Here is a 24,250-nt window from a genome sequence, read left to right on the forward strand (position 1 = left end):
CCTAAACTAAAAAATTCCCGTCTGCCACCAAATCCTCAGCTGCAGCAAAAAAATTATAATTATTCCCATAGTGCTGAGAGTGGTCATCACATACCTGAAAATAGTCAGTATATGTACTTTTTTAATATGCTCTAAAGAGCTGTCAATATTCTGAAACAGCGCCTCTTTTATATTATAGGTTCCTTCATCATCATCCAGCCGGCGGATACCATAATCAACAGTAAAATAGATCTCCAGCTCTTCCATGCAGCTTTCACAGTGCAGCACGTGATTTAAAAAGCCTTCCATATCCTCGTCTTTTAATCTTTTGTTTATGTAGGGAAGGATCATCCCTTCCACCTCGTGACAGGTCATATTCTGCACCTTCCTTTTTTCAATAGTTCTATTGTAAGCACTGTAAAAAAAAATAGCAAGATGATTCTATTTTTATTTTTCATAATCCTTTATATGAAAGTCTTAACGCGGTTTCCGGTATAGCAAAAAAAGAGGGAATATAGTGAAATCATCTTACAGACAATCTCACGATATTCCCTCTGCCCCTGCCAAGGAGTGCCGGCCGCGGGACTTGAACCCGCACGATGTTGCCATCAATGGATTTTGAGTCCACCTCGTCTGCCATTCCGACAGGCCGGCTTACTGCTCAACGGAGACTATATTATCAAAAAAAAAGGAAAATTGCAACAGTTTTTTAAAATTTTTTCTTGCAAATTTCCATAATCCGCGGTATTCTACAACCAATTTCATTGTTAATAAGGAGATATTGATTTATGAAACAATCAGAAGAACTGAGAACTATGCTTCGATCTATTGACCATAAAAGCTATCCTGCCTACAAATCCCTGGCCGGTGCATACCATTTTCCAGGGTATACTCTTTTTATTGACCATGTGCAGGGAGATCCCTTTGCCTCCCCCTCCAGTTTAAGCGTAGAAATACCTGTTAAGGCGGCAGGCTTTCCTCTTTCCTTTTATTCCTCCCATGTGTGCAAAGCAGCCTTGGAGGACCATCTTACCAGAATCCTTTGGAAACAGTTTCAGGACTTTAATTTTAAGGCCAAAGGCTCAGGAAAAAGCGGCCTTCTTTCTGTCAGCAGATGCGGGCAGGAAATTTTAGAGCGCAGCGCATGTCAGATTTCTGACGCCTTTATTACAGCTCGTTTTCACGTAGGCTTTCCCGCCTTTGGAAGAACCATCTGCGCCGGGGAGCTGGAAAAGATTTTATTTGATTTTCTCCCGAAATGCGTAGAACAATCTTTTTTCTATCACCGGTTAAATAAAAAGGCAGTGGAGGACACTGTATTTTTAGCTGAGGACCAGGAATTTATCAGAAATAAACTGAGGGAGGAGGGGCTTACTGCATTTATTGCCAACGGCTCTGTTCTCCCCAGAGAAAGCGGTGTGTCCGACAAGCCTATGAAAGGCTCTGTGCCTTTTATTTCTCCTAAATCCATGGAAAAAACATTTACTTTGCCTCATAAAGGCCCTATTACAGGCATGGCTGTTCCCCAGGGCATCACTTTAATTGTAGGAGGAGGCTATCACGGCAAATCCACCTTGCTGGAGGCTTTGCAAAATGGAGTGTACAACCATATTGCAGGCGACGGACGAGAATATGCCATTACAGACTGTACAGCCATTAAATTGCGGGCCGAGGACGGGCGCAGTATTAACAACGTAAATATTTCTCTGTTTATTAATGATCTGCCAAATAAAAAGGACACTTCCAGATTTTCCACCTTAGACGCCAGCGGAAGCACCTCCCAGGCTGCAGGGATTGTGGAAGGCATTGAAGCAGAAACAAAGCTGTTTCTCATAGACGAGGATACCTCCGCCACCAACTTTATGGTGCGGGACGAATTTATGCAGCAGGTAATCAGCAGAGACAAGGAGCCTATTACTCCATTTTTAGAGAGAGCCAGGGATCTGTATTTACAGGCCGGTATTTCTACTATTCTGGTGGCAGGCAGCTCAGGCGCCTTTTTCCATATTGCAGATACTGTAATTCAAATGGACAGCTATAAACCTTTAGATATTACAGAACATGTAAAATCCATGTGCCAGGGCCGGACAGCCCCAAAAACCAGAGCTTCCCATTTTGAAGTTCCTATGTTTACCCGCACATTAAGCCCCGGTCCATCCAGGGGAAAAGAATCCTTTTCTCAAAAAGGCGAAAGGCGCCGGCCCTCCGGCGGTTTCACCCGTCCAGGCAGAGAACATATGAAAATAAAAGCCTTTGGAAAAGACGGTTTTTCTCTGGATAAGGAAAATATTGACCTTCGGTATTTAGAGCAATTAAATGATTCAGAACAAACTGCCGCTTTGGCTTATATTCTCAGATATGTATTAGAAAATTTAACAGACAGGCCTATGACCTTTCGCCAAATTGTTTCTGCCGTAAATAAGGCCATAGAAAAAGACGGCTGGGCCGCCTTTACTTTTTCTTATGTTCCCTGCGGGCTGGCAAAGCCCAGGACACAGGAAATTTTTGCCTGCCTGAACAGATACCGCGGAAGTATTACAAAATAATTTCCAGGCAGGTGCCTTTCAGCCTGGCCCTCCAGTCTGCCCCGTATACAGGTACAGACAGGCTGAGGCTGAGAGCTGCTCCCAAAATTACATCTACTGCGGAGTGCTGTTTAATAAACATGGTTGCCATGGATATTAACGCCGCCCAAATATATATTCCTGCCCTGAGCCCAGGGCAGGTTTTCATTTTTTTAGACCGGGCCGCTACAATAGCGGCAGATACAGAGGTAGATACGTGAATAGAAGGACACACATTAGAAGGGGTGTCCACAGACTGTAAAGCCATCACCATATTTCCAAATATGTTATTGTTAATACTGTCAGGTCTTAAATTCAGCCCGTTGGGAAATAAAATATATGCTATCAGGCAAATGGTCATTCCTCCAAACATAATTAAACAAAGATTCTGAAAATCCTCCTTGCTGTTTAACAAGGTATAAAGAAAGGCGGCCGGAAGCAAAAGAAACCATGAAAAATACGGAATAATGAAATATTCAATAAACGGAATCATATCATCCAGTCTGCAGTGAACAATATATCTTGGCTGTATATACTGCTCTAAAAGATAAAAGGCCGTTAAAAAGGGAATCCAGTATAAAAGCAGCAGACAATGTCTGTTCTTCCTGCCCCAGTCTAATAGCTTCATTGTTTGTTCTCCTTTTTCTTCATTCTTTTATATTTAGCGTTTTTTATAATCAGCGTTATTGTACCTCGCAGGTCTAAAAAAGTCCACAAAATATGACAATATTTTCACTTTTACAAAAAACCAAATATTTCTTTAAATCTTCCATTTTCTGTTGTATCATTTCAGGGCAGATGGTAAAATAAGTATTATTAAACACAAAAGAAAGGAGTTTTTATGAAACGAACTCTTATAATTCCAGCACTTGTTATTGCCAGCTCATGTATGCTTTGGGGCTGTAAATCCAAAAATAAAGTGGATATTTCCAGCGAACATACGACTGCTGCTGAAACTATGGCGCCTTCCACAACAGCCGCCACGGAAGCTCCTACTGAGGAGGAAGCTTCACAGGAAGCAGACAAAGGCTCTGATTCCTCTCAGTCAGGGATCGCCTCCAGCTTGGCTACTTACAAGGAGAACAGCGTTTCCATTGAATATCCCGTACTTTCTGGCAGCGGAGATATGACTGCAGTAAACGATCTATTAAAGAATAATGCTCTCTCTGTAATTAAGGCATATGGAGCTGACGAGGCAAAGGATACTTTAAATATTAAGTGTAAGGTAATGTCAATAAGCAATCGTCGTCTTACAGCTGTTTATACAGGAGATCTTTCGTCTTCCGGAGCTGCTCATCCTGTTTCTATCTACTATACAAATACAGTAGATCTGGACAAGGCTGAGGACGTAGGACTTTCTACATATGCAGACCCATACACGATGGCCGGTTATGTAATGTCAGAGGACTGTAAATTTGCCGGTGTTGATTCTGAGTTGGAAGCGGCTTTAAAGGAATATAAAAACTCTCAGAGTATTGATTATTTCCACACTCTTTTTAAAGAGGCCGACTTCCCCTTAAAGGGCGATACTTTCCCAGAAGCTTTCAGCTACGAAAAACAGGGAGAAATCTATATCTCCTTCTCTGTGCCTCACGCGTTAGGCGATTATGCAGTAGTTGTTTTCTCACCAGATACAAAGTAATTCATTAAAAATACAAAAGAAAGGATCTTTTATATTTATGGATAACATAACAATTTTTCAGCATCCTCTGATTCAGCACAAGATTTCTATTCTCCGCAACAAAAACACAGGCACCAACGAATTCCGGGCATTAATTGAAGAAATTGCAATGCTTATGGGATATGAGGCCCTGCGGGATCTTCCGCTTCAGCAGGTAGAGGTGGAAACTCCTATTGAGACGTGTATGACGCCAATGATTGCAGGAAAAAAACTGGCTGTTGTGCCTATTCTCAGAGCTGGCCTTGGCATGGTAAACGGCATTTTGGCCCTTGTTCCTTCTGCTAAGGTTGGCCATATCGGCTTATACAGGGACGAGGTTACACACGAGCCTCACGAGTATTACTGTAAGCTTCCCAGCCCTATTGAGCTGAGAACCATTGTAGTGACTGATCCCATGCTGGCCACAGGCGGCTCTGCTGTGGAGGCTGTAAACTTTATTAAAAAGCACGGCGGAAAACAGATTAAGTTTATGGCCATTATTGCCGCCCCAGAAGGCCTAAAGCGCCTTCACGAGGCACATCCTGATATTCAGATTTACATTGGACATCTGGACCGCTGTTTAAACGAAAACGCATACATCTGCCCTGGTTTAGGAGACGCCGGGGACAGAATTTTCGGAACAAAATAAGTTGCTCACAAGCATTACTGCTTTTCCTTGCAAAAAAGGGCCTGGTGTAAAATGCATCAGACCCTTTTCATAATCTTTCTAAAATCTATTTTCTGAAAATTCAGTTTTAAACTATTATCCGATTCCCTTATAAACTACGCTTAAAATACAAACCAGCACAGTAAGAAATACATAAATATATTTTGCCGTAAAATCAAAAACTTTTCCCACCGGCTTTGGACGGCCGCTGTTGATTTCCCCATCAATCTTTTCTGTTCCCAGCACCCAGTAAATCATTATAGCGCAAAGCACGGCGCCGAAGGGAACTACATAAATTGTAATAATGTCCATCCATTTTCCCATAAACGGCTCGTATTCAATAAATACGCCTACTAACAGTACTGCTGCCGACACCAGGGCAACCGCTGTTTTTCTCTTCATGTTTAAATGAGTCTGAGCCGCCTCCGCACATACTTCAAACATATTTACCAGAGAGGTAATTCCCGCCAGCAATACAGAAACGAAAAATAATACGGCGATCCACCGTCCTCCCGGAATCTGGGCAAACACTTTAGGCAGGGTAATAAACATTAAAGGCGGTCCGGAGGCCGGGTCCATCTGGAAGGCAAATACTGCAGGAATTATAGCAAGGCCTGCCAGCATAGCAGCAACTGTGTCCAAAAGGGCCGTAGTTACAGCGGCCTTCTGCACATCCTCTTTTTTATCCAGATAGCTTCCATAAATAATCATTCCCGAACCAGTAATGGACAGGGAAAAGAAAGCCTGTCCCATGGCCATAATCCAGGTTTCAGGGGAAAGCAGCTGCTTCCAATTAGGAATAAACAAATATTTATACCCTTCCAGGGCTCCCGGCAGGAAAAATACTCTCCCGGCAATCAGCACAAATAAAATGAAAAACAGGGGCATGAGAATGCTGTTGATTTTCTCAATTCCCTTAGTTACTCCGCCGGACAAAATCACCGCCGTCATTATAACTACTGCAATATGCCAAAACAAGCTTCCAAAATGGCCTGTTGACCGGGCAAAATATTCGTTGGCATCTGTTTTCAGCATAACGCCTGTAAGAGAACCAAAAATATATCTTAACACCCAGGCTACAATTACCGCGTATCCAATGGCAATTCCAAGGGAACCAATAAGGGGAATGGCCCCTAAAAATCCTCCCCCTCTTTTTCCTCTTGTTTTCATTGCATAATCATAAGATCCAATGGGGCCTGTTCTGGTAAGCCGCCCAAAGGCAAATTCTCCAGAAAGCCCTACAATGCCAAATAGAATAATGAATCCAAAATATATAATCAGAAATGCAGCTCCGCCGTACTGGCCCACCCGGTAGGGAAACATCCAAATGTTTCCCATTCCCACTGCAGACCCTACAGAAGCCAGCACAAAGCCTAATCTGGACGCAAACTGACCGTTTTTTCCAACTGGGTTTCTATGCTCTGTCATTTCTGTATCCTCTTATCTCTCTTCCTTTAATGCGATTTCGCCCTGGCATTTATAAATAGAATTTGCCTCTATACAGCCTCTGACGCAGGACAGAGGATAAACTGTAGATTTTTTTCCAATAACAGTGCCTGGATTTAAAACAGAGTTGCAGCCTACCTCTACTTCATCTCCGATCATAGCTCCAACCTTTTTTAAACCAGTTTCGATTTCTCCGTCTTCGCCGTGAATCATTACCAGCTGCTTATCAGATTTTACATTGGAGGTAATGGCGCCGGCTCCTAAATGAGCCTTGTATCCTAAAATAGAGTCGCCCACATAATTGTAATGAGGTACCTGAACCTTATCAAACAGAATTACATTTTTCAGCTCTGTAGAGTTGCCTACTACTACTCCGCCGCCGATAATTACATTTCCTCTGATATAAGCTCCGTGGCGGATTTCTGCGTCAGGACAAATAATGACAGGGCCCTTTACTCCCACTGTAGGAGGCATTTCCACAGACTTATGAATCCAAATATTTTTTCCATAGTGATTATATTCATCCCTTGGAAGAGTGGCCCCCAGCTCCATAATAATTTCCCCAATGTGAGGCAGCACTTCCCATGGATATGTGTATCTTTCCAGGTAGATGCAGCTGATAGATTTCTTTAAATCATATAAATCTGTAATTTTCATGTTGTCTTTTTTCATTTTTTTGACCTCTTTTCATTATTTTTATAAAAAGCTGCCGCTGCGTCAAAGCAGCTGCGCAGATCATACTGATTTCTTAAATTCAGAACTGTAACTGTTCTGGCTGTAACAAAATGCTCTAGCTTTTCCATATATTCCTCTGATGTAATACTGCCCTCTGCCACATAAGTTAATCCCTTTTCCCAGCTGGCCGTCAAGTCAGGATTTAAAAGCTGGCGTATGGAAGCGCTGACCACGTCAAATATAATTTCTCCCAGCAAAGTCGGAGTAATTACCTGAGTCTTTCCGTTTAAAGACAAATACTGAATATTCACCAGCTTTTTCAGTATTTCCGCCCTGGTGGCGCTGGTGCCTATGCCGCTTCCCTTAATCTGGGCCCTCAGCTCCTCGTCTTCTATTAACTGTCCTGCGTTTTCCATTGCCAGAATCATAGAACCTGAAGTGTAACGTTTAGGCGGGGAGGTCTCTCCTTCTTTTACTGTTAATTCTTTTACCGGCAGTACCATACCCTTTTTTAAGGTTCCCAGCATGGCGATAAACTCAGGATCTGTCAGATTCTTCTGATTATTTCCCTGACCTTTTTCGTCCCCTTCCTGGCCAGACACCTTTAAATAGCCTGCATCCTTTAAAATCCGGAAGTTGGAAAAAAAATGCTCTTTTTTCTCCTCAGGCCCATCCATAACTATTTCCAGATTATACTTCTGGTAAATGGCAGGCGGATAAAATATGCTTAAAAACCTTCTGGCAATTACCTCATAAACCTTTACAGACAGCTCTTTCTGGCTTTTTAAAGCCCCAAGGCCCTGACCTGTAGGAATAATTGCGTAGTGATCTGTAATCTGCTTATCATTTACATATCTGGTTTTAGACAGGCCTGTATAAGCCTTTTTGTCCAAAATTTCCCCGGCAAAGCCGCCCAGCTTTTCTAACTGCCGCAGCCCGCTTATATTTTTACTTATCACCTTTGCCACTGCTGTAGACAATACCCTTGCATCTGTTCTGGGATAAGTCACAAGCTTTTTTTCATACAAGTCCTGTACTATCTTTAAGGTTTCATCAGGACTGATTTTAAACATTTTAGAGCAGTCATTCTGAAGCTCAGCCAAATTGTAAAGCAGAGGAGGATTCTTAGTTTCCTTTTTTCTTTCTACAGAAACCAGCTGTCCCTCCATAGGAGCCTTCTGGGAAAGTCCGCGGATCAGCTCCTCTGCCTTCTCTTTCTCTTTAAATCCATTATCTTTATATAAATATGGGGAGGCAAAATACTTCGAGCCTTCCACTGCCTTCCACTCGCCGCTAATATCCATGTTCTGAGAATCAAAAACTCCTAAAACCCGGTAAAAGGGGGTTTTCACAAAGCTGCGTATTTCCCTTTCCCGGCGGACTACCATGCCTTGAACACATGTCATAACACGGCCTACTGACAGCACGGTCCATTTGGTTTTCATGTAACTGGAAATTGCAGGCCCATACTTTAATGTAAGCAGTCTGGAAAAGTTTATTCCCATAAGATAATCTTCTTTTGCTCTTAAATAGGCAGAGGCAGAAAGATTATCATACTCCTCCCAGTCCTTTGCCTGGCGGATGCCTCTTAAAATTTCTTCCTCAGTCTGAGAATCTATCCACACTCGTTTTCTGCTTTTTCCGTGAACTCCGGCCATCTGGTCTACTAAACGATAAATATACTCTCCCTCCCGCCCGGAGTCTGTACATATATATATAGTGTCCACATCCGGCCTGTTTAACAACCAGCTGACAATTTTAAACTGTTTTGCCACGCCTTCTATAATCTCATACTTAAATTCTTTGGGCAGGAAAGGCAGGGTTTCCAGGCTCCACCGTTTATATTTTATATCATAGGCTTCAGGGTAACTCATAGTAACCAAGTGGCCTACGCACCAGGTAACTACCGCCTCCTCTGACTCTAAATAACCGTCTCCACGTTTTCCTTTTATTTTCAGCGCGTTTGCAAACTCCTGAGCCACGCTTGGTTTCTCTGCAATATACAGGGATTTTGCCATAAATTCCTCCCTCCACAAAAAACTCTTACTAGTATATCATTGAAAATCCAGAAAGGCAATGATACAATTAAAAAATAGTAGCACTCGTGAAAGACCTGGCAAACAGTTTTTCATGTTAATTGCAGAAAGGATTTATATACAATGTCTATAGAAAACGTACGATCATATTTTAAAACCTTGAATATGGAGGAACATATTCTGGAGTTTCCTGTGTCCAGCGCCACTGTCGCCCTGGCTGCCCAGGCAGTAGGCGTGGAGCCGGCCAGAATTGCCAAAACATTATCTTTTTATAATAAAGCCGGGGATTCCTGTATTCTTGTTGTCACATCTGGAGATATGAAAATAGACAATAGTAAATTTAAAAAGTTTTTTGGATTTAAAGCTAAAATGCTGTCCGGCGGCGACGTAGAAAGACTAACCGGCCATGAACCTGGAGGCGTATGCCCATTTTCCAATCCTGATTCCACAGAAATATATTTAGATCAGTCTATGGAGCGTTTTTCCACTGTATTTCCGGCTGCTGGCAGTTCTAACTCAGCAATTGAATTAAGCTGCAGCCAGTTGCAGGAATATTCTCACGGAAAACAGTGGGTAGATATATGTACGCCTATTAATGAAACTATTTGATTTTCAAAAATCTCTTATATGTTAAATCTATCCCAAAGGCGCCTATTGGGGCTGTCAGCAAAATTGCCACAACAGCTACAGAAAGTACAATCTGGCCGCAGGGCAGCCCCATTGCCAATGGAACAGAACCAATTGCCGCCTGTACTGTTGCTTTTGGAAGATAGGCAATCATACAGAACAGGCGCTCTCTAAAGTTGAGAGATGTTTTTACCAGACAGACAGCCACTCCCAGAGAACGGAAAATTAAGGCTGTAAATATCATTAACACAGCGGCAATTCCAGCATTTAAGGTATACCGAATATCAACTGCCGCTCCCACTAATACAAATAGAATCACTTCTGCTGCCAGCCACAGCTTGCCAAACTTTTCAGAAAGCCTTTTTGACACAAATTCAGGGCTTTTTATTTTTAATACGCAGGCCATGCTGACAACTGCCAGCAGGCCGGAAACAGAAACAACCTCTTTCATCCATGTCTCTACTGCCATAAGTAAAAATGAAATTCCTAAAACAATAATCACCTTCATACTGTTCCTGACGCAGTGCCTGTAAGCGTATGCTTTCTCAAAAAATGCACTTAAAACATATCCCACAACAGCCCCTAAAATAATACCTAGAATAATGGAAACCGGAATATTGACAAAATATATAACATTTACCCCGCCTCCCTGAGCCATGGTGACAAATGTAGAAAATAATACAATCACAAAAATATCGTCGCAGGACGCTCCGGCCATAATTAGCTGAGGAATACTTTTTTCTGTTCCATATCCGTTTTCCATAAGCTGCACCATACGGGGCACCACTACTGCCGGAGAAACAGCGCCTAACACAGCCCCCGTAACGGCGGCTTCAATTCTTGTAATACCGAGAATATAAGGCGCAAAAAGGAAAAAGCCAAGTATCTCGCAGCTTGCCGGAATGCAGGCCATCATAATAGCCGGGCGTCCCACTTTTTTTAAATCAGCCAGATTAAGAGAAAGTCCGGCCTTTAGCAATATGATTATTAACGCCATTTGCCGCAAATCAGCAGAAACAGATAAAATAGACGAATCCAGCAGGTTCAAAACATAGGGCCCTAATATAATGCCGGTTATAAGCATACCAATAATACGAGGCAGCTTTAAAAACTGGCAGACAGCCCCCATAGCCAAACCTACAAGAAAGATGAGAGCCAATGAAGTTAACATATTTTTTCTCCTTACAAAATGCAGAAAAGCAGCACTACTGCTGCTTCTCTGTTAAAAATCTGTAGATTGTAGTTGTTTTATATTCCTCCCCGGCTTTTAAAATAGGTGAGGGGAAGTTCATATGATGAATAGCGTCAGGATAATACTGGGTCTCAAAACAATAGCCGTGACGTTTTCCATAAGCAGCCCCATCTTTTCCAGGCAGTTTTCCGTCCAGATAATTACCTGCATAAAACTGAATTCCCGGAAGATCTGTGTATGTCTCCAAAACACGTCCGCTTTTTTTGTCCCTGGCCTTTGCTGCCAGACGCAGGCCGTTTCCATAATCATTTAACACCCAGTTATGGTCATATCCATTGCCCCAAACCAGCTGCTCATAATTATCGTCAATCTCGTGACCAATCACCTTATATTCTGTAAAGTCCATGGGAGTTCCTTTTACAGACTGGATTTCTCCTGTGGGAATTGAGCCTTGATCTGCAGGAGTAAACCGAACGGCATTAATCCAAACCTCCTGGTCCATAGCGCTGCCGCTGTTATGGCCTGCCAAGTTAAAATAACTGTGGTTTGTAAAATTGGCGATAGTATCTTTATTACATACCATATGATATTGAATTTTTATGCAGTCGTCCTCAGTAAGAGTATAGCGCACCTCGATTCTGGCTCTTCCAGGATATCCCTGATCCATATCTTCGCTCCAAAGAGAAAAAATAAGGGTAGTTTCCTCCTCTGTCTCCTCCACCTCTGTCTCCCAGATTCTGTTGCGGTAAAGATCAGGTCCGCTGTGAAGATTATTGTTTCCGTCATTAAAGGCCAGAGAATATGTTGTTCCATTCAGCTGAAAGCCGGCTCCTCCGATTCTGTTGGCATTACGTCCAATAATACTTCCAAAATAAGCTCCGTCCTGCAGATAATATTCCGGCTTATCATAGCCTAAAACCACATCCGCCGTGTTTCCTGCTGCATCTGCCACCTTCATTGTATTCCAGATAGCGCCCAAATCTAAAAATGCAGCCTCTGTTCCCCTGGCGTTCACTAAAATATACTGATTTACCTGTCTGCCGTCAGGCAGCATACCAAATAATACTTTCCTACATGCCATAATTCAATTCCCCCCTGAACTTTAAAAGACTTATTTACTCTGAATATAGCCCTGAGCTGTCAGCAGCTCTGCACAAAGCACAGCTCCTCCTGCAGCTCCCCGGACTGTATTGTGAGAAAGTCCTACAAACTTCCAATCATATACAGTGTCCTCTCTCAGACGGCCAACAGAGATGCCCATGCCTTTTTCATAATCTACATCTAATGTTACCTGAGGGCGATTGTCCTCTTCCATATATTGAATAAACTGAGCCGGAGCGCTTGGCAGCTTTAATTCCTGAGGAAGCCCCTTAAAGTTTGCTAAACGGTCTAAAAGCTGTTCCTTTGTAGGCTTCTTTCTAAACTTTACAAATACAGCCGCTGTGTGGCCGTTTAACACCGGAACGCGGATACACTGGCATGTAATTACCGGCTCTGCAGCCTTTACAATCTGTCCATTTTCCACTTTTCCCCAAAGTCTTAAAGGCTCCTGCTCGCTTTTTTCCTCTTCTCCGCCGATAAACGGAATAATATTTTCTACCATCTCCGGCCAATCCTTAAATGTCTTTCCTGCTCCGGAAATAGCCTGATATGTAGTAGCTACCACCTCGTATGGCTCAAACTCCTTCCAGGCAGTAAGCACCGGCGCGTAGCTTTGAATAGAACAATTTGGCTTTACTGCCACAAATCCTCTTTCTGTTCCAAGACGCTTTCTCTGAGACTGAATCACCTCAAAATGCTCTGGATTAATCTCCGGAACAACCATAGGAACATCTGGAGTCCATCTGTGAGCGCTGTTATTGGAAACAACAGGAGTCTCTGTTTTTGCATATGCCTCTTCTATTGCCTTGATTTCCTCTTTGCTCATATCTACGGCGCTGAATACAAAATCTACGCCGGAGGCTACGGCTTCCACCTCGTTTACATTCATAACCACCAGATTTTTTACACTTTCCGGCATAGGCGTAGTCATCTTCCAACGTCCGCCTACAGCCTCCTCATATGTTTTTCCAGCTGAACGAGGGCTTGCAGCCACAGTTACCACCTCATACCATGGGTGATTTTCCAGTAGAGAAATAAATCTCTGTCCAACCATTCCTGTGGCGCCTAACACGCCTACTCTTAATTTCTTTTCCATAATTGCTCTCCTAACAGTATCTTTAGATTTTTCATTTTCTGTGCATATCCTATACCAATCCTTGAAAAAATGCAAGTAATATTCGCCATAAAAATACATTTGTCCGCATATAAAAAACATTTTTATAGAATTTGCATAAAATGAACGTCTATGGCGGAACCCTCAGCAGCGCTGAATATTTATGCTAATTCTAAAGCTACTTCCATCATATTTGTAAATGTATTTTGTCTTTCTTCTGCCGTCGTAGCCTCCCCGGTGGCGTCAGAGTCAGAAATTGTAACAATACAAAGGGCGTGGACCCCTGCGGCTGCAGCGTTGCTGTATAAAGCCGCCGCCTCCATCTCCACAGCTAAAACTCCCATGTCTGTCCAGGATAAACCTTTTCCAGGCCCTTCCCCCGGACTGTAAAACATATCAGAAGTAAGGAGATTTCCCACATGGTATGTCAGGCCCTTTCTTTTGGCAGCCTCCACCGCTTTTTCTAACAGCTTGTAGCTGCAAATAGGAGCATAATCTCCTGGAAGTCCCAAAAGACGCACAAAATTAGAGGTTGTACATGCTCCCATGCCAAATACCATATCTCTTACCTTCACATGGCTTTGAAGAGATCCTGCCGTTCCCACTCGAATCAGATTTTTACATCCATAGCCATGAATTAATTCATACGAATAAATTCCAATAGAGGGACACCCCATACCTGTCCCCATAACTGAAACAGGCTTTCCTCGGTAAAGCCCTGTATATCCCAGCATATTTCTGGTGCCGTTAAACTGCTTTGCCTGTTCTAAAAAATTATCAGCTATAAACTTTGCCCGCAAAGGATCTCCCGGAAGCAGAATTGTCTCTGCAATCTCTCCCTTTTTTGCCTCAATATGAGGGGTAGGTATTCTCAGTTCTGGCATATTTTCTCCTCCTTTAGGATAATCTGACCTTGCTTCCCTTTCCGTCTCTTTTACTGATCTTCAAACGGTTCAGGTGCACTTCCTTACCCTTATAATTTACTACAGGATCTTCTCCCAGTAAATATATATTCTCCAAAAACTCTTCTCTGGCCAGCTTAATGCCTCTGACTCCTCTGGCGCTTTTCTTCATTACAGGGATTTCGTTCAGATTAAATCTGAGGAAAACCCCGCTGTTCGTTTGAATCACTGCCTCAGCCTCCCCGCCAATCATACGAATCACTGCAATCTCGTCCCCGTCCTGAAGCTTTGTAGATACCACTGTACGGTTATTGGTCTCAAATTCCTCCCCGGGCACTGCCTTTACTGTGGCCATTTTTGTGGCAAATAAAAGGCTGCTGCCTTTTAAGGCCTCTGCGTTAATTAAATAGATACAATTCTCCTTTGTCCCGTCAAAACGGCTTAAATTGTCTGCGGGAACACCTTTATCCCTCAGCTTGCCCATAGGCACATCCATAACTTTTATTTGATGGAGATTTCCAAGGTTAGTAAAAATACAGATTTTATCCGTATTCATGCAATTTACTACATAGGCGTTTTCTCCATCCACAGCTTCTTTATTTCTCTCGTACGCTGACTTTTCCATGATCTTACAATATCCAAAGCGGTCCATAACAAACACTACAGGCTGAATCTCTACAGCAGTCTCGTCATATACAGCTTCCTTGCCGTCCTCAATCGCAGTACGTCTTGGAGAAGCAAATTCCCTTTTAATATTCTCCAGATCCTCTTTTAAAACAATATCCATGTTTTTTCTGCTTTTTAAAATCTTGGTATACTGAGCAATTTTCTTTAAGGTCTCTTTATAATCCTTTTCTAAAGCCATGATCTCCAGACCAATCAGCTTATACATTCTCATTTCCAAAATAGCTGTGGCCTGCCGCTCTGTAAAACACAGCTTTTTGGCATCCTCCTCAAATCCATTCATCCGGAAATGAATATTGGAAATATCCCCGGAAATCAAACATGCCTTTGCATCCTTTAAACTTCTGGAGCCTCTAAGTACAGCGATAATCAAGTCAATTACATCACAGGCGTGAATTAAGCCTTCCTGGATCTCCTTTTTCTCCTGCTCCTTTTCCAAAAGCGCCGTATACTTTCTGGTGGCGTTTTCATACTGAAAATCCAGGTAGTTTTTAAAAACCCCCTGAAGATTTAAGGTTTCAGGCCTTCCCTCTGTAATTGCCAGCATATTAACGCCAAAGGTATCCTCCAGCTTTGTTTTTTTATACAGAATATTTTTAATTTTCTCTACATCCGCATCCTTTTTCAGCTCTAATACAATGCGGATTCCCTCTTTGTTAGACTGATTGGAAATATCCACCACATCTGACAGCTTTTTACTCTCTACTAAATCAGCCACGTCTACCAGAAATTTATTAATTCCGGCTCCCACCATTGTATAAGGAATCTCTGTAATGATTAATTTATCTTTGTCAGCTTTTCTTTTTCCCAGCTCAATCTCTATTTTTCCCCTCAGCTTAATCTTTCCCATGCCGGTTTCATAAATAGCCGGCAGATCTTTTTTATTGGCAATAATTCCGCCTGTAGGAAAATCCGGGCCTGGAAGATATGTCATTAACTCCTCTGTCGTAATCTGAGGATTGTCAATAAAAGCCTGTACTGCATCGATTACCTCCCCCAGATTGTGAGGAGGGATGCTGGTGCTCATACCTACGGCGATTCCCTCCGCTCCATTAATCAAAAGATTAGGCACTCGCACAGGCAGCACCTCCGGCTCCTTCTCTGTTTCATCATAGTTGGAAACAAAGTTCACTGTTTTGTCCAGGTCTTTTAAATACACTTCCTCTGCAAACTTTTCCAGTCTGGCCTCAGTGTAACGCATAGCCGCCGCCCCGTCCCCTTCTATGGAACCGAAGTTGCCGTGGCCGTTAATTAAGGGCATACCTTTTTTAAACACTTGAGACATTACTACCAAGGTCTCGTAAATAGAGCTGTCGCCGTGAGGATGATACTTACCCATAGTATCGCCTACAATACGCGCCGACTTCCTGTGAGGCTTATCGTGATTTAATCTAAGCTCGCTCATATCGTACAGCACCCGGCGCTGCACCGGCTTTAAACCGTCCCTGGCATCAGGAATGGCCCTGGCAGTGATGACGCTCATGGAATAATTCATATAGCTTTTCTGCATTTCCTCAGAATATTCTGTTTTAATAATTTTCTCAGCCATTATTTCTCTCCTTATGCGTCAATTTCTGCTTCATCTGCATGATCATATATAAACTGCCGTCTGGGGGGCACGTCGCTTCCCATAAGCATCTCCGTAATCTCAGAAGCCAGTCTGGCGTCCTCTATCTCCACCTGCTTTAACACACGCCGTTCAGGATCCAGGGTAGTCTCCCACAGCTGATCTGCGTCCATTTCTCCTAATCCCTTATATCTTTGCAAGGTGAAATCTCCTGTATGAGTTCTTCTGTATCTTTCCAGCTCCTTTTCATCATAAAGATACTGCCCCTCCCCTTTTTTAGGCACCACCTTAAATAAAGGAGGCATAGCAATAAACACATGGCCGTTATAAATTAACTCAGGCATAAAACGGTACAAAAATGTCAGAAGCAAAGTATCAATATGGCTGCCGTCCACGTCGGCATCAGTCATTAAAATAATCTTGTCATATCTTAGCTTGGTAATATCAAAATCATTTCCATACCCTTCTGAAAAGCCGCAGCCAAAGGCATTAATCATTGTCTTGATCTCAGCATTTGCCAGCACCTTGTCCATGGAAGCCTTTTCCACATTAAGAATTTTTCCACGAATAGGAAGAATGGCCTGATACTGTCTGTTTCTGGCTGTCTTTGCCGAACCTCCGGCAGAATCTCCCTCTACAATAAAGATCTCGCATCTGGATGCGTCTCTGCTTTCACAGTTAGCCAGCTTTCCGTTGCTGTCAAAGGAAAATTTAGACTTAGACAGCATATTGGTCTTAGCCTTTTCCTCCGCCTTTCTGATCTTCGCCGACTTTTCTGCGCAGGCAATCACTCCCTTTAAAATCTCCAGGTTCCTGTCAAAAAATCTTTGTACCTCGTCCCCTGTAATGGAAAATACTGCCTTTGTGGCGTCTGCGCTGGCCAGCTTTGTTTTTGTCTGGCCTTCAAAAATAGGATCCGGATGCTTCACTGCAACAATCGCCGTCATGCCGTTTCTGGTATCTGCGCCTGTAAAATTGGCGTCCCTGTCCTTTAAGATACCTAACTCCCTGGCATAGCTGTTAATCATCTGCGTAAATCTGGTTTTAAACCCGACTAAATGGGTTCCTCCCTCCTGAGTAAAAATATTGTTGCAAAAGCCTAAAATATTTTCCTCAAAGGTATCTACAAACTGAAACGCCGCCTCTACCTCGATTCCCTCTGCAGTTCCCTTATAATAAACCGGGTCGTGGATAGCCTCTTTGCCTGCGTTCAGCTCTTTTACATATGCCACAATCCCTTCCGGCTCTGCAAAAATAATCTTCTCTTCCTCACCCGCTCTTTTATTTTCATAGTAAATAGTCAGGCCCGGATTTAAATATGCCGTCTCGTGGAGGCGGCTTTTTAACCAGTCTGCTTTAAACTTTGTCTTTTCAAAAATTTCTCCGTCAGGAGAAAAATTAATCTCTGTTCCAGTGGCCCTTGTCTTTCCCACAACAGGAAGAAGGCCGTCCTGCAGCTCTACTACAGGGATGCCCCGCTCATAAGCGTCGTGGTAAATACATCCGTTCCGGTATATTTTCACATCCATATGTTCAGATAAAGCGTTGACAACAGACGAGCCTACGCCGTGGAGACCGCCGCTTGTCTTATATGCGTCATTGTCAAACTTTCCCCCTGCGTGTAGAGTAGCCAAGACTACCCTCTCTGCCGAGATACCTTTTTTGTGCATCTCCACAGGAATGCCTCTGCCGCTATCCTTTACTGTACAGGAACCGTCTTTCTCCAAAGTCACCCATATCTCTGTACAATATCCTGCCAAATGCTCGTCCACCGCATTATCTACAATTTCATATATTAAATGGTTAAGCCCTTTTGTACCAACCCCTCCTATGTACATACCCGGACGTTTTCTGACAGCCTCCAGGCCCTCCAGAACGGTAATACTGTCCGCATTATACTGTGTCTTAGCCATGTTACGCCTCCATATCTTGTAAATTCTTCTGATATTATTACATAAACCAAAATTTTTGGCAAGTGATTATAAAATTGAAAAATTTGAAATTTTAAAAAAAATCAAAAAAGTACTTGATTTTTTTCCTAAGGGATGATAATACCTGACTTTGGTATCAGAGATTAAAAAATAGTGCAAACTTTAAGGTTTAGAAGGACTGCTAGCGGCAGTCCTTCTGTGTTTGTTATTATAGTTTATAATTAAAAATGGTGTTTATTTGAGTTTCAGATAGAAAGTAATTCGTTAAAGGAAGATGAAATTTATCAGCTAGGTCATTTATAAAAGTACAATCCCTTGTGGTGTTTATATATTTATGTTCGCCTTTTGTTACCCTGAAATCTTTAATGAATCTAAATATATCTGAAGTTGAATATTTTTCATCCAGTATCTTAAATTGAAAAATCCTCTCTAAGAGAACTGTTAAATAGCAAATCAAAAAGTGGCCTTTAATCGTATTTTCTTTTTGAAGAAATACCGGCCGTGCATCCAGGTCTGATTTCATAATCTTAAAGGATTCTTCAATTCTCCACAGATTATGGTAAGTACAGTAAATATCCTGATCTGTCATCTGGGTTTCGGATGTGACCAGAAGATTGTATCCGGCAAGTTCGAGGTCCTTATCGATGGCAGCCTGATTAATCCTTGTTTTTGCTTTATTTCCTGTTTTATCTGTGAAATCCACATATTTTCCTGCTTCTCCAAAGTCATTCCTTTTGGCTTGTGACAGGGTAAGTGCTTTTGCTTTTTCTACAAGGCGGTTTATTTCATATCTTTTTTTTGCAGCAAGGGAAGGATTGTAGGTAACCAGGCGTTTCTCTGTAAGCATAATGGTCTGTTTTTTTCCGTTATACTCTATGGAATAAGGAAAAGTATCAATACAGCTTTTATAGCGGTATAAAAGTTTTCCGCTTTTATCTTTGACATCTTTGTAATCCTGTTCTAATAATACCCAGGTTTTTTCTGTCGAAGGCAAGGTTTTTACAGATTTTGAAAACAGATAACCATCTCCATTCTGTTTTGAAAACGCAATGTTTTGTGCACAATTAAGTCCTTTGTCTGCGACATGGATGGTTTTTCCCATGATATTGTTCCTATTTTTAAGTCCATCAATCACATCACGTAGAATGGGTTTTTCTGACTCATTTCCCGGATACATCTTCATACCGACCGGAATCTGGTTCCGATCCAAAAGGAGCCCAAGACCGATGATGGGTTCCTTTTTGTTTTCTTTGCTCGGTCCTTTTTTTCTGAAATCATCCTCCCTGTCTATTTCAAAATAGAAATTCGTACAATCAAAGTAAGAGTTTGAAGTATCCAGTCCATAAACAGCCGCAGTTTGTACAGTAAAGATCTCGATAAACTTTTCATAGTTTTCTCCCAAAAAGGCAAGACCATCAAGAAGCTGATCATAGGAATAATGCGACGAATGGTACAGATTGGGAAGCACATCGTGGAATGTCCTGTTTTTACTGCATGGGCATACACCTCTTGCGTAGACTAATGTAGAAATCAATTCATAAAGATCGAACTGAAAATCATATGTAAGATGAAAATAATTCACATACTTTTGGATTTTTAATTTCTCAAGGATTGCTTTCAGTGGAAAGTATCCAAGATAAAGAGTTGGAGAAATGTCAGAAATTTTGCGGACACCTTCTTCTTTTCGTTGCTGGTTTAAGAGAGCTACTTCTTGTTGGTAAAAAGAGATTGGATCTTCCATGCCGTTCTTTTTCAGTGTTTCTACAGAGCCAAGGGATTTGTAGCATTTGTGAGCTGCCCCCTTTTTTTCCTGATTATAAAAACTGTCATAAATCGCAAGATAAGTTCTGCCTTTTAAAGTTGTCTTTTTTAAAAAATATGCCATAGAATCCCTCCTCAAAAAGATAGCACCACTAACACTATTAGTATATCGCAAAAAAAGAATTTTGAAAAGTTTTTTTGCAATAAAAAAAGCCTTATTTAAAGGCATTTGTGAGGCTTCAGAGCAGAAAATACTCCTAAAGATTTCTAGTGCTAACTTCTAAAGACGGGNAACACTATTAGTATATCGCAAAAAAAGAATTTTGAAAAGTTTTTTTGCAATAAAAAAAGCCTTATTTAAAGGCATTTGTGAGGCTTCAGAGCAGAAAATACTCCTAAAGATTTCTAGTGCTAACTTCTAAAGACGGGATTATAAAATTGAAAAATTTGAAATTTTAAAAAAAATCAAAAAAGTACTTGATTTTTTTCCTAAGGGATGATAATATATCAAAGTTCGCTGATTTAATACAAAATAGCTAAGGCCTATTGGTCAAGCGGTCAAGACGCCGCCCTCTCACGGCGGAAACCCGGGTTCGATTCCCGGATAGGTCATAAAACCTCTGCATTTAAGCAGAGGTTTTTTTTTCATTTCACAGAAAATTTATAAAAAATTGCTTTCTATGAAATCAAAGAGCACAAAGAGCTCCCTGTTCTTTTGTAAGGTGATTTAAAAAAGAAGCCTGATAAAATCCATTTTCCTCGTCTGCTTTATAAGCTCTGTTCCATATATCAAGGGCCATAGCCACCGTAATCTCCACGTCATAATAATAGTACAGATTGGCGCTTGTATGGCTTACCACATCTTGAATCAACAGTCTGGCATCTTCATTTTCAAATATCACCTGGTTTAAATTTTCTTTTGTAATATACATTCGCCGCTCTCCCTTCTTTTAAACCTTTAAAAGAACAAATGTTCTGTTTATATTATACGAACATTTGTTCTGATTGTCAAGTCTGTTTTTAAACACAAAAAAGCAATCTTTGGCATATATACAGCCTAAAGATTGCTTTTATTTTTCTTAATAGTTTCAGCCAGTTACCTTCTGGAACCGCGTCAGTTCCTCAGCCAGCATCCTCATAATCATATCTAAATTATCTTTATTCTTTCCCCAGTCAATCAACGCCATCTTGGAAACAGATGAAACAGAAATCTGGGACATGCCATTCTCAGTTGGAGAAACCACTATCTTTATATTTTCTCCTATTGATCTAAAAGAAAATCCGGCATGAGCGTGAATCGTCCTGTAAGCAGGATCTGTAGATTTAATGGAAAAATGGCTGGATTTTTTAATAGCGGCAGTAAGCGCAAAAAAGTATCATCCGGCGCGTATTCTACAACCCGCACCTCTGATTTATTGGAAGCAATTGTCATCTTCATTCCCCTCCTAATGTAAAAAAGTGTACACATCCACTGGAAACTTTTTATTCACAGAAGATAAGGCCTCCCATGAATAAAAACCGCAGCAAACTGCTGCGGCCTTTCGTGGAGATAGTGGGATTTGAACCCATGACCTCTTGAATGCCATTCAAGCGCTCTCCCAGCTGAGCTATACCCCCATAATTATATTGTAAAGCAGATAACGGGAATCGAACCCGCCTCCTCAGCTTGGGAAGCTGATATTCTACCGATGAACTATATCTGCATATTTACAATACAATTATTATATCATATAATTTGAAAAATTCAACCAAAATCTCAAACAATTCTGTGGAGAAAATTTCAGACAATCTCAGGGCTGAAATCTTCCCAAACTACCCGAATAAAGCCTGAAACAGCTTATCCTGCTTTGGCAGATGCACCACATAGCCTACAGGAATCTGATTATCCGTAGCCTGAATAACTGCCTCCACTCCTTTTTCTCCAAAAGCGCCGCACACCTCAATACAGTCGATTCCCTCTCTCTGCAGCTGCTTCGCTTCCCTGCAGGCCTCTTCTATATTAGAAACCCCAATGATTTGAGCAGCGCCGCCGTGAATACTTTGCCTGTCCTTTTCAGAGTCAAACTCTCCCATAATTAAAAATGCAAATTTCATAAAAATCTCTCCTAACAGCTTAATTATAGCAAATTACCGGTATATTTTTGTAAACGTGGTCATAAAGGACTGCCGCCTTTGCCGGCGGAAGGTTAATACACCCGTGAGAGCCTGATTTTTGATAAATAGTGCCTCCAAAGGTGGAACGCCAGTTGGCATCGTGAAGACCAATGCCTCCGTTAAAAGGCATCCAATAATCTACCGGGGAAGCATAGTCTTCTCCTCTTAATATTTTATCTCTCTGCTTATAATAAAGGCCGAAAATCCCCGGAGGAGTTGTCCACCCCTTAGACACATTTCCAGATACAAAAGGAGCGTCCAAAATCATAGCCCCGTTTTCATATAAATACATGTGCTGCTGGCCTAAATCTATTTCCACATAAGTGTTTCCGTAGTCATTGCCGCTTCTGCTGGCCGCCTGCTGTGCATATGACGGCTCCCTAGTCTGACTTTCCCCTGTGCGGATCATGCCTATTAAGGCCTCAATTTCTCCCGCCTCATCTAGCTTCCATCCATAAGGGCCTGTTACTGTTACCTCTTTCCCTGAAGTGGTTTTAAAAACATGTTCTCTGCCTGCAGTATTGTACTTATCTGCCAGACCTTTTACAAATACCGCCGCCTCGTCTCTGTTAATATTAATCTCTGTGCCCTGGCTTCCCTGAATCCAGGAAGCAATCACATTTCCCTGGAGCACCTCAGACTGATCTCCAAATGCATATGTAATGCTCATATTTACACATTTGTTCATATTCTCACAAAGCTGGGCCAGTTCCTGATTATCAGAGCGGATCTGAACCTTTTCATAACAGTCTGCATCGTATAAATTCAAAGTTCTCTGGCCGGTTTCCACAGCATTTTTAACTGCCGCTGTCATCGCCTCTTTATTGATGCTGTTGCCGGCTACCTCAGGCACAATAGTAAAGGGCTGTCCCTCCGCCCAGGCAGATATGTGGGCGTCAGCTGTCTGAATTACGCCTGTAGTCATACACGGCATAGACTCCAGCTTTTGAGAAAGAGCATTTTCATCATAAGAAACAGTCATGTCCACAGTATAGCTGTTGTCTACAGAAGGACCTGATGCTCTTCCATTTTGGTTTTCCTGAGCCAGAACCTCTGAAAGCCCTCCGTTTACTGTGGCCGACAGCTGAATATCGCTGTTGCTGATTTTAGTTTCCCTTCCGCTGCTGTCTATAATCGTCAATTCAAAGCTTCCGGCATAGTATGATTCCATATAGCCCTTTGCTTCCTCAGGAGTTTTTCCCGTAACATTTATCCCGTTAATAGTAGTTCCCGTAACATAAACCGCCGGATTTTCATCCGCCTGGGTATCTGCATAGGCCGCAATATTCCCCGCCATGCACATAGCTGTTGTCATCAGAAGTATTACAGATTTTGTGAAAAATTTTTTTGCCATATTTCCACTCTCTTTCCTTTTTACTCTTCTCTGATTGTAAACTTCCCTGCTGCAAAAGTCAATGCCTGCTGTTTCTCCACACTCTCTCCAGCTCTCTGTTTTTTCTTAAAAATTCCTTAAATTGGTCCGGATAATAATTCATCAGCAGATGCTCCGGAAATCCTGACTGATCTAAAAGAACTGAGGCGTGATCTAAGTTTGCCACATCATCCATAAAATGTGCGTCGCTGTCGGCTATGACCGGCTGTTCATATTCAACGCACAATTCTAAAAATTCCAGAATATTTTCCTTTACCTTTCTTCTGGCCGGCAGGCGGAGGGAATTATTATTTACCTCTAAAAGGGTTCTGTATTCTTTGGCGGCCTCCACCACCTGCTTATAGTCCAAAGGGCAGCGTCCGTCGTCAGGATGGCTGATAATATCAATTCTGGGATCTTTTATTGCATTTACTACAGCCCTGGTATTCTCCTCCTTTGTCCCGTTTTTGTAGCAAAGGCTGTGAATCCCTGCAATTCTTACATCTAAATACTTAAAATGACTGTCGGGAAAGCTTAATCTGCCATCATAATCTAAAATATTTATTTCAGCTCCCAGCAGAAGCTCCACACCGTAAAGCCTTCTGGGCACTACCTTCATATTTGCAAAATAAATCATATCACATGTGCCTGGTATGCCGGGAGCGTGCTCCGTAATTCCTAAAATATCCAGCCCTTTCTCTGCAGCGGCCTTAGCCATTTCATTTAAAGTGCCGTAAGCGTGACCGCTGGCAATGGTGTGAGTATGCACATCTAATTTTATTTTTCTCATAATCATGTCCTTTCTCAAAACACTACGC

At 42.0% G+C, this 24,250-nt stretch carries 22 protein-coding genes and 4 tRNA genes; 5 read left to right on the forward strand and 21 right to left on the reverse strand.

Annotation, left to right across the window (positions count from 1 at the left end):
- Positions 1 to 6: 6 nt before the first annotated feature.
- Both C1A07_RS01490 and C1A07_RS01495 read right to left on the reverse strand, forming a co-directional pair.
- The gene (locus tag C1A07_RS01490) at positions 7 to 354 is read right to left on the reverse strand and encodes an anti-sigma factor family protein (protein ID WP_101875533.1); all 348 of its coding nucleotides are present in this window, start codon (positions 352 to 354) and stop codon (positions 7 to 9) included.
- 196 nt (positions 355 to 550) lie between these two features.
- A tRNA-Leu gene (locus C1A07_RS01495) sits at positions 551 to 633 on the reverse strand.
- 134 nt (positions 634 to 767) lie between these two features.
- Here C1A07_RS01495 and C1A07_RS01500 point away from each other — a divergent pair.
- Positions 768 to 2,525 (forward strand): ABC-ATPase domain-containing protein, encoded by a 1,758-nt coding sequence (locus tag C1A07_RS01500; RefSeq protein WP_101875534.1) that lies wholly within the window; start codon positions 768 to 770, stop codon positions 2,523 to 2,525.
- On the opposite strand, the gene C1A07_RS01505 is transcribed toward C1A07_RS01500, so the two are convergent.
- Entirely contained in the window at positions 2,515 to 3,171 is a 657-nt protein-coding gene (locus tag C1A07_RS01505; RefSeq protein ID WP_101875535.1) for a phosphatase PAP2 family protein, read from the reverse strand. The genes C1A07_RS01500 and C1A07_RS01505 overlap by 11 nt on opposite strands.
- 213 nt (positions 3,172 to 3,384) lie before the next feature.
- Here C1A07_RS01505 and C1A07_RS01510 point away from each other — a divergent pair, with 213 nt between their 5' ends.
- Positions 3,385 to 4,185: a hypothetical protein gene (locus tag C1A07_RS01510; RefSeq protein WP_101875536.1), complete on the forward strand. Its 801-nt coding sequence runs from the start codon at positions 3,385 to 3,387 to the stop codon at positions 4,183 to 4,185.
- A 37-nt stretch (positions 4,186 to 4,222) separates the two neighbouring features.
- The gene (gene upp / locus C1A07_RS01515; protein WP_101875537.1) at positions 4,223 to 4,852 is read left to right on the forward strand and encodes a uracil phosphoribosyltransferase; all 630 of its coding nucleotides are present in this window, start codon (positions 4,223 to 4,225) and stop codon (positions 4,850 to 4,852) included.
- A 114-nt stretch (positions 4,853 to 4,966) separates the two neighbouring features.
- On the opposite strand, the gene C1A07_RS01520 is transcribed toward upp, so the two are convergent.
- The 3 genes from C1A07_RS01520 to C1A07_RS01530 are packed head-to-tail and all read right to left on the reverse strand — an operon-like array spanning position 4,967 to position 9,009.
- Positions 4,967 to 6,298 carry a sodium-dependent transporter gene (locus C1A07_RS01520; RefSeq protein ID WP_101875538.1) on the reverse strand — a complete coding sequence of 444 codons (1,332 nt, stop codon included), beginning with the start codon at positions 6,296 to 6,298 and terminating at the stop codon, positions 4,967 to 4,969.
- 12 nt (positions 6,299 to 6,310) lie between these two features.
- On the reverse strand, positions 6,311 to 6,988 hold the full coding sequence (locus C1A07_RS01525; RefSeq protein ID WP_101875539.1) for an LbetaH domain-containing protein: 678 nt from the start codon (positions 6,986 to 6,988) through the stop codon (positions 6,311 to 6,313).
- Positions 6,985 to 9,009 carry a DNA topoisomerase gene (locus tag C1A07_RS01530; protein ID WP_101875540.1) on the reverse strand — a complete coding sequence of 675 codons (2,025 nt, stop codon included), beginning with the start codon at positions 9,007 to 9,009 and terminating at the stop codon, positions 6,985 to 6,987. The genes C1A07_RS01525 and C1A07_RS01530 overlap by 4 nt, the downstream gene beginning before the upstream one ends.
- A gap of 141 nt (positions 9,010 to 9,150) precedes the next feature.
- Here C1A07_RS01530 and C1A07_RS01535 point away from each other — a divergent pair, with 141 nt between their 5' ends.
- Positions 9,151 to 9,636, forward strand: coding sequence for a YbaK/EbsC family protein (locus C1A07_RS01535; RefSeq protein ID WP_101875541.1), 486 nt, complete (start codon positions 9,151 to 9,153; stop codon positions 9,634 to 9,636).
- On the opposite strand, the gene C1A07_RS01540 is transcribed toward C1A07_RS01535, so the two are convergent.
- The 7 genes from C1A07_RS01540 to C1A07_RS01570 all read right to left on the reverse strand — a co-directional run bounded on the left by C1A07_RS01540 (position 9,629) and on the right by C1A07_RS01570 (position 20,030).
- Positions 9,629 to 10,825, reverse strand: coding sequence for a cation:proton antiporter (locus C1A07_RS01540; RefSeq protein WP_101875542.1), 1,197 nt, complete (start codon positions 10,823 to 10,825; stop codon positions 9,629 to 9,631). The two genes, C1A07_RS01535 and C1A07_RS01540, sit on opposite strands and share 8 nt — an antisense overlap.
- A gap of 34 nt (positions 10,826 to 10,859) precedes the next feature.
- Entirely contained in the window at positions 10,860 to 11,927 is a 1,068-nt protein-coding gene (locus tag C1A07_RS01545; RefSeq protein ID WP_101875543.1) for an aldose epimerase family protein, read from the reverse strand.
- A 30-nt stretch (positions 11,928 to 11,957) separates the two neighbouring features.
- Positions 11,958 to 13,043: an aspartate-semialdehyde dehydrogenase gene (gene asd / locus C1A07_RS01550; RefSeq protein ID WP_101875544.1), complete on the reverse strand. Its 1,086-nt coding sequence runs from the start codon at positions 13,041 to 13,043 to the stop codon at positions 11,958 to 11,960.
- Between the two features lie 179 nt (positions 13,044 to 13,222).
- Positions 13,223 to 13,945 (reverse strand): purine-nucleoside phosphorylase, encoded by a 723-nt coding sequence (deoD, locus tag C1A07_RS01555; protein WP_101875545.1) that lies wholly within the window; start codon positions 13,943 to 13,945, stop codon positions 13,223 to 13,225.
- 13 nt (positions 13,946 to 13,958) lie between these two features.
- Entirely contained in the window at positions 13,959 to 16,196 is a 2,238-nt protein-coding gene (locus tag C1A07_RS01560; protein WP_101875546.1) for a DNA gyrase/topoisomerase IV subunit A, read from the reverse strand.
- A gap of 11 nt (positions 16,197 to 16,207) precedes the next feature.
- Positions 16,208 to 18,127 (reverse strand): DNA gyrase/topoisomerase IV subunit B, encoded by a 1,920-nt coding sequence (locus C1A07_RS01565; protein ID WP_101875547.1) that lies wholly within the window; start codon positions 18,125 to 18,127, stop codon positions 16,208 to 16,210.
- A gap of 226 nt (positions 18,128 to 18,353) precedes the next feature.
- Complete coding sequence (locus tag C1A07_RS01570; RefSeq protein ID WP_101875548.1) at positions 18,354 to 20,030, reverse strand: IS1634 family transposase; 1,677 nt, start codon at positions 20,028 to 20,030, stop codon at positions 18,354 to 18,356.
- 416 nt (positions 20,031 to 20,446) lie between these two features.
- On the opposite strand from C1A07_RS01570, the gene C1A07_RS01575 reads away from it, so the two are divergent.
- Positions 20,447 to 20,518: transfer RNA gene (locus C1A07_RS01575), tRNA-Glu, on the forward strand.
- A 74-nt stretch (positions 20,519 to 20,592) separates the two neighbouring features.
- On the opposite strand, the gene C1A07_RS01580 is transcribed toward C1A07_RS01575, so the two are convergent.
- The 8 genes from C1A07_RS01580 to C1A07_RS01605 form a co-directional block, all read right to left on the reverse strand.
- Positions 20,593 to 20,838: a hypothetical protein gene (locus tag C1A07_RS01580; protein ID WP_101875549.1), complete on the reverse strand. Its 246-nt coding sequence runs from the start codon at positions 20,836 to 20,838 to the stop codon at positions 20,593 to 20,595.
- Positions 20,839 to 20,994: 156 nt separating this feature from the next.
- The gene (locus tag C1A07_RS16110) at positions 20,995 to 21,150 is read right to left on the reverse strand and encodes a hypothetical protein (RefSeq protein ID WP_180952147.1); all 156 of its coding nucleotides are present in this window, start codon (positions 21,148 to 21,150) and stop codon (positions 20,995 to 20,997) included.
- Between the two features lie 17 nt (positions 21,151 to 21,167).
- Complete coding sequence (locus tag C1A07_RS16115) at positions 21,168 to 21,344, reverse strand: hypothetical protein (protein ID WP_207654292.1); 177 nt, start codon at positions 21,342 to 21,344, stop codon at positions 21,168 to 21,170.
- 106 nt (positions 21,345 to 21,450) lie between these two features.
- Positions 21,451 to 21,523 (reverse strand) — tRNA-Ala (locus tag C1A07_RS01585).
- Between the two features lie 15 nt (positions 21,524 to 21,538).
- Positions 21,539 to 21,609: transfer RNA gene (locus C1A07_RS01590), tRNA-Gly, on the reverse strand.
- 109 nt (positions 21,610 to 21,718) lie between these two features.
- Complete coding sequence (locus C1A07_RS01595) at positions 21,719 to 22,000, reverse strand: DUF6506 family protein (protein WP_101875550.1); 282 nt, start codon at positions 21,998 to 22,000, stop codon at positions 21,719 to 21,721.
- A 19-nt stretch (positions 22,001 to 22,019) separates the two neighbouring features.
- Complete coding sequence (locus C1A07_RS01600; RefSeq protein WP_242972221.1) at positions 22,020 to 23,414, reverse strand: L,D-transpeptidase family protein; 1,395 nt, start codon at positions 23,412 to 23,414, stop codon at positions 22,020 to 22,022.
- 58 nt (positions 23,415 to 23,472) lie between these two features.
- Complete coding sequence (locus C1A07_RS01605; RefSeq protein WP_101875551.1) at positions 23,473 to 24,222, reverse strand: phosphatase; 750 nt, start codon at positions 24,220 to 24,222, stop codon at positions 23,473 to 23,475.
- Between the last annotated feature and the right edge of the window lie 28 nt (positions 24,223 to 24,250).

Source organism: Lachnoclostridium edouardi, assembly GCF_900240245.1.
Classification (GTDB): Bacteria; Bacillota; Clostridia; order Lachnospirales; family Lachnospiraceae; genus Lachnoclostridium_A; species Lachnoclostridium_A edouardi.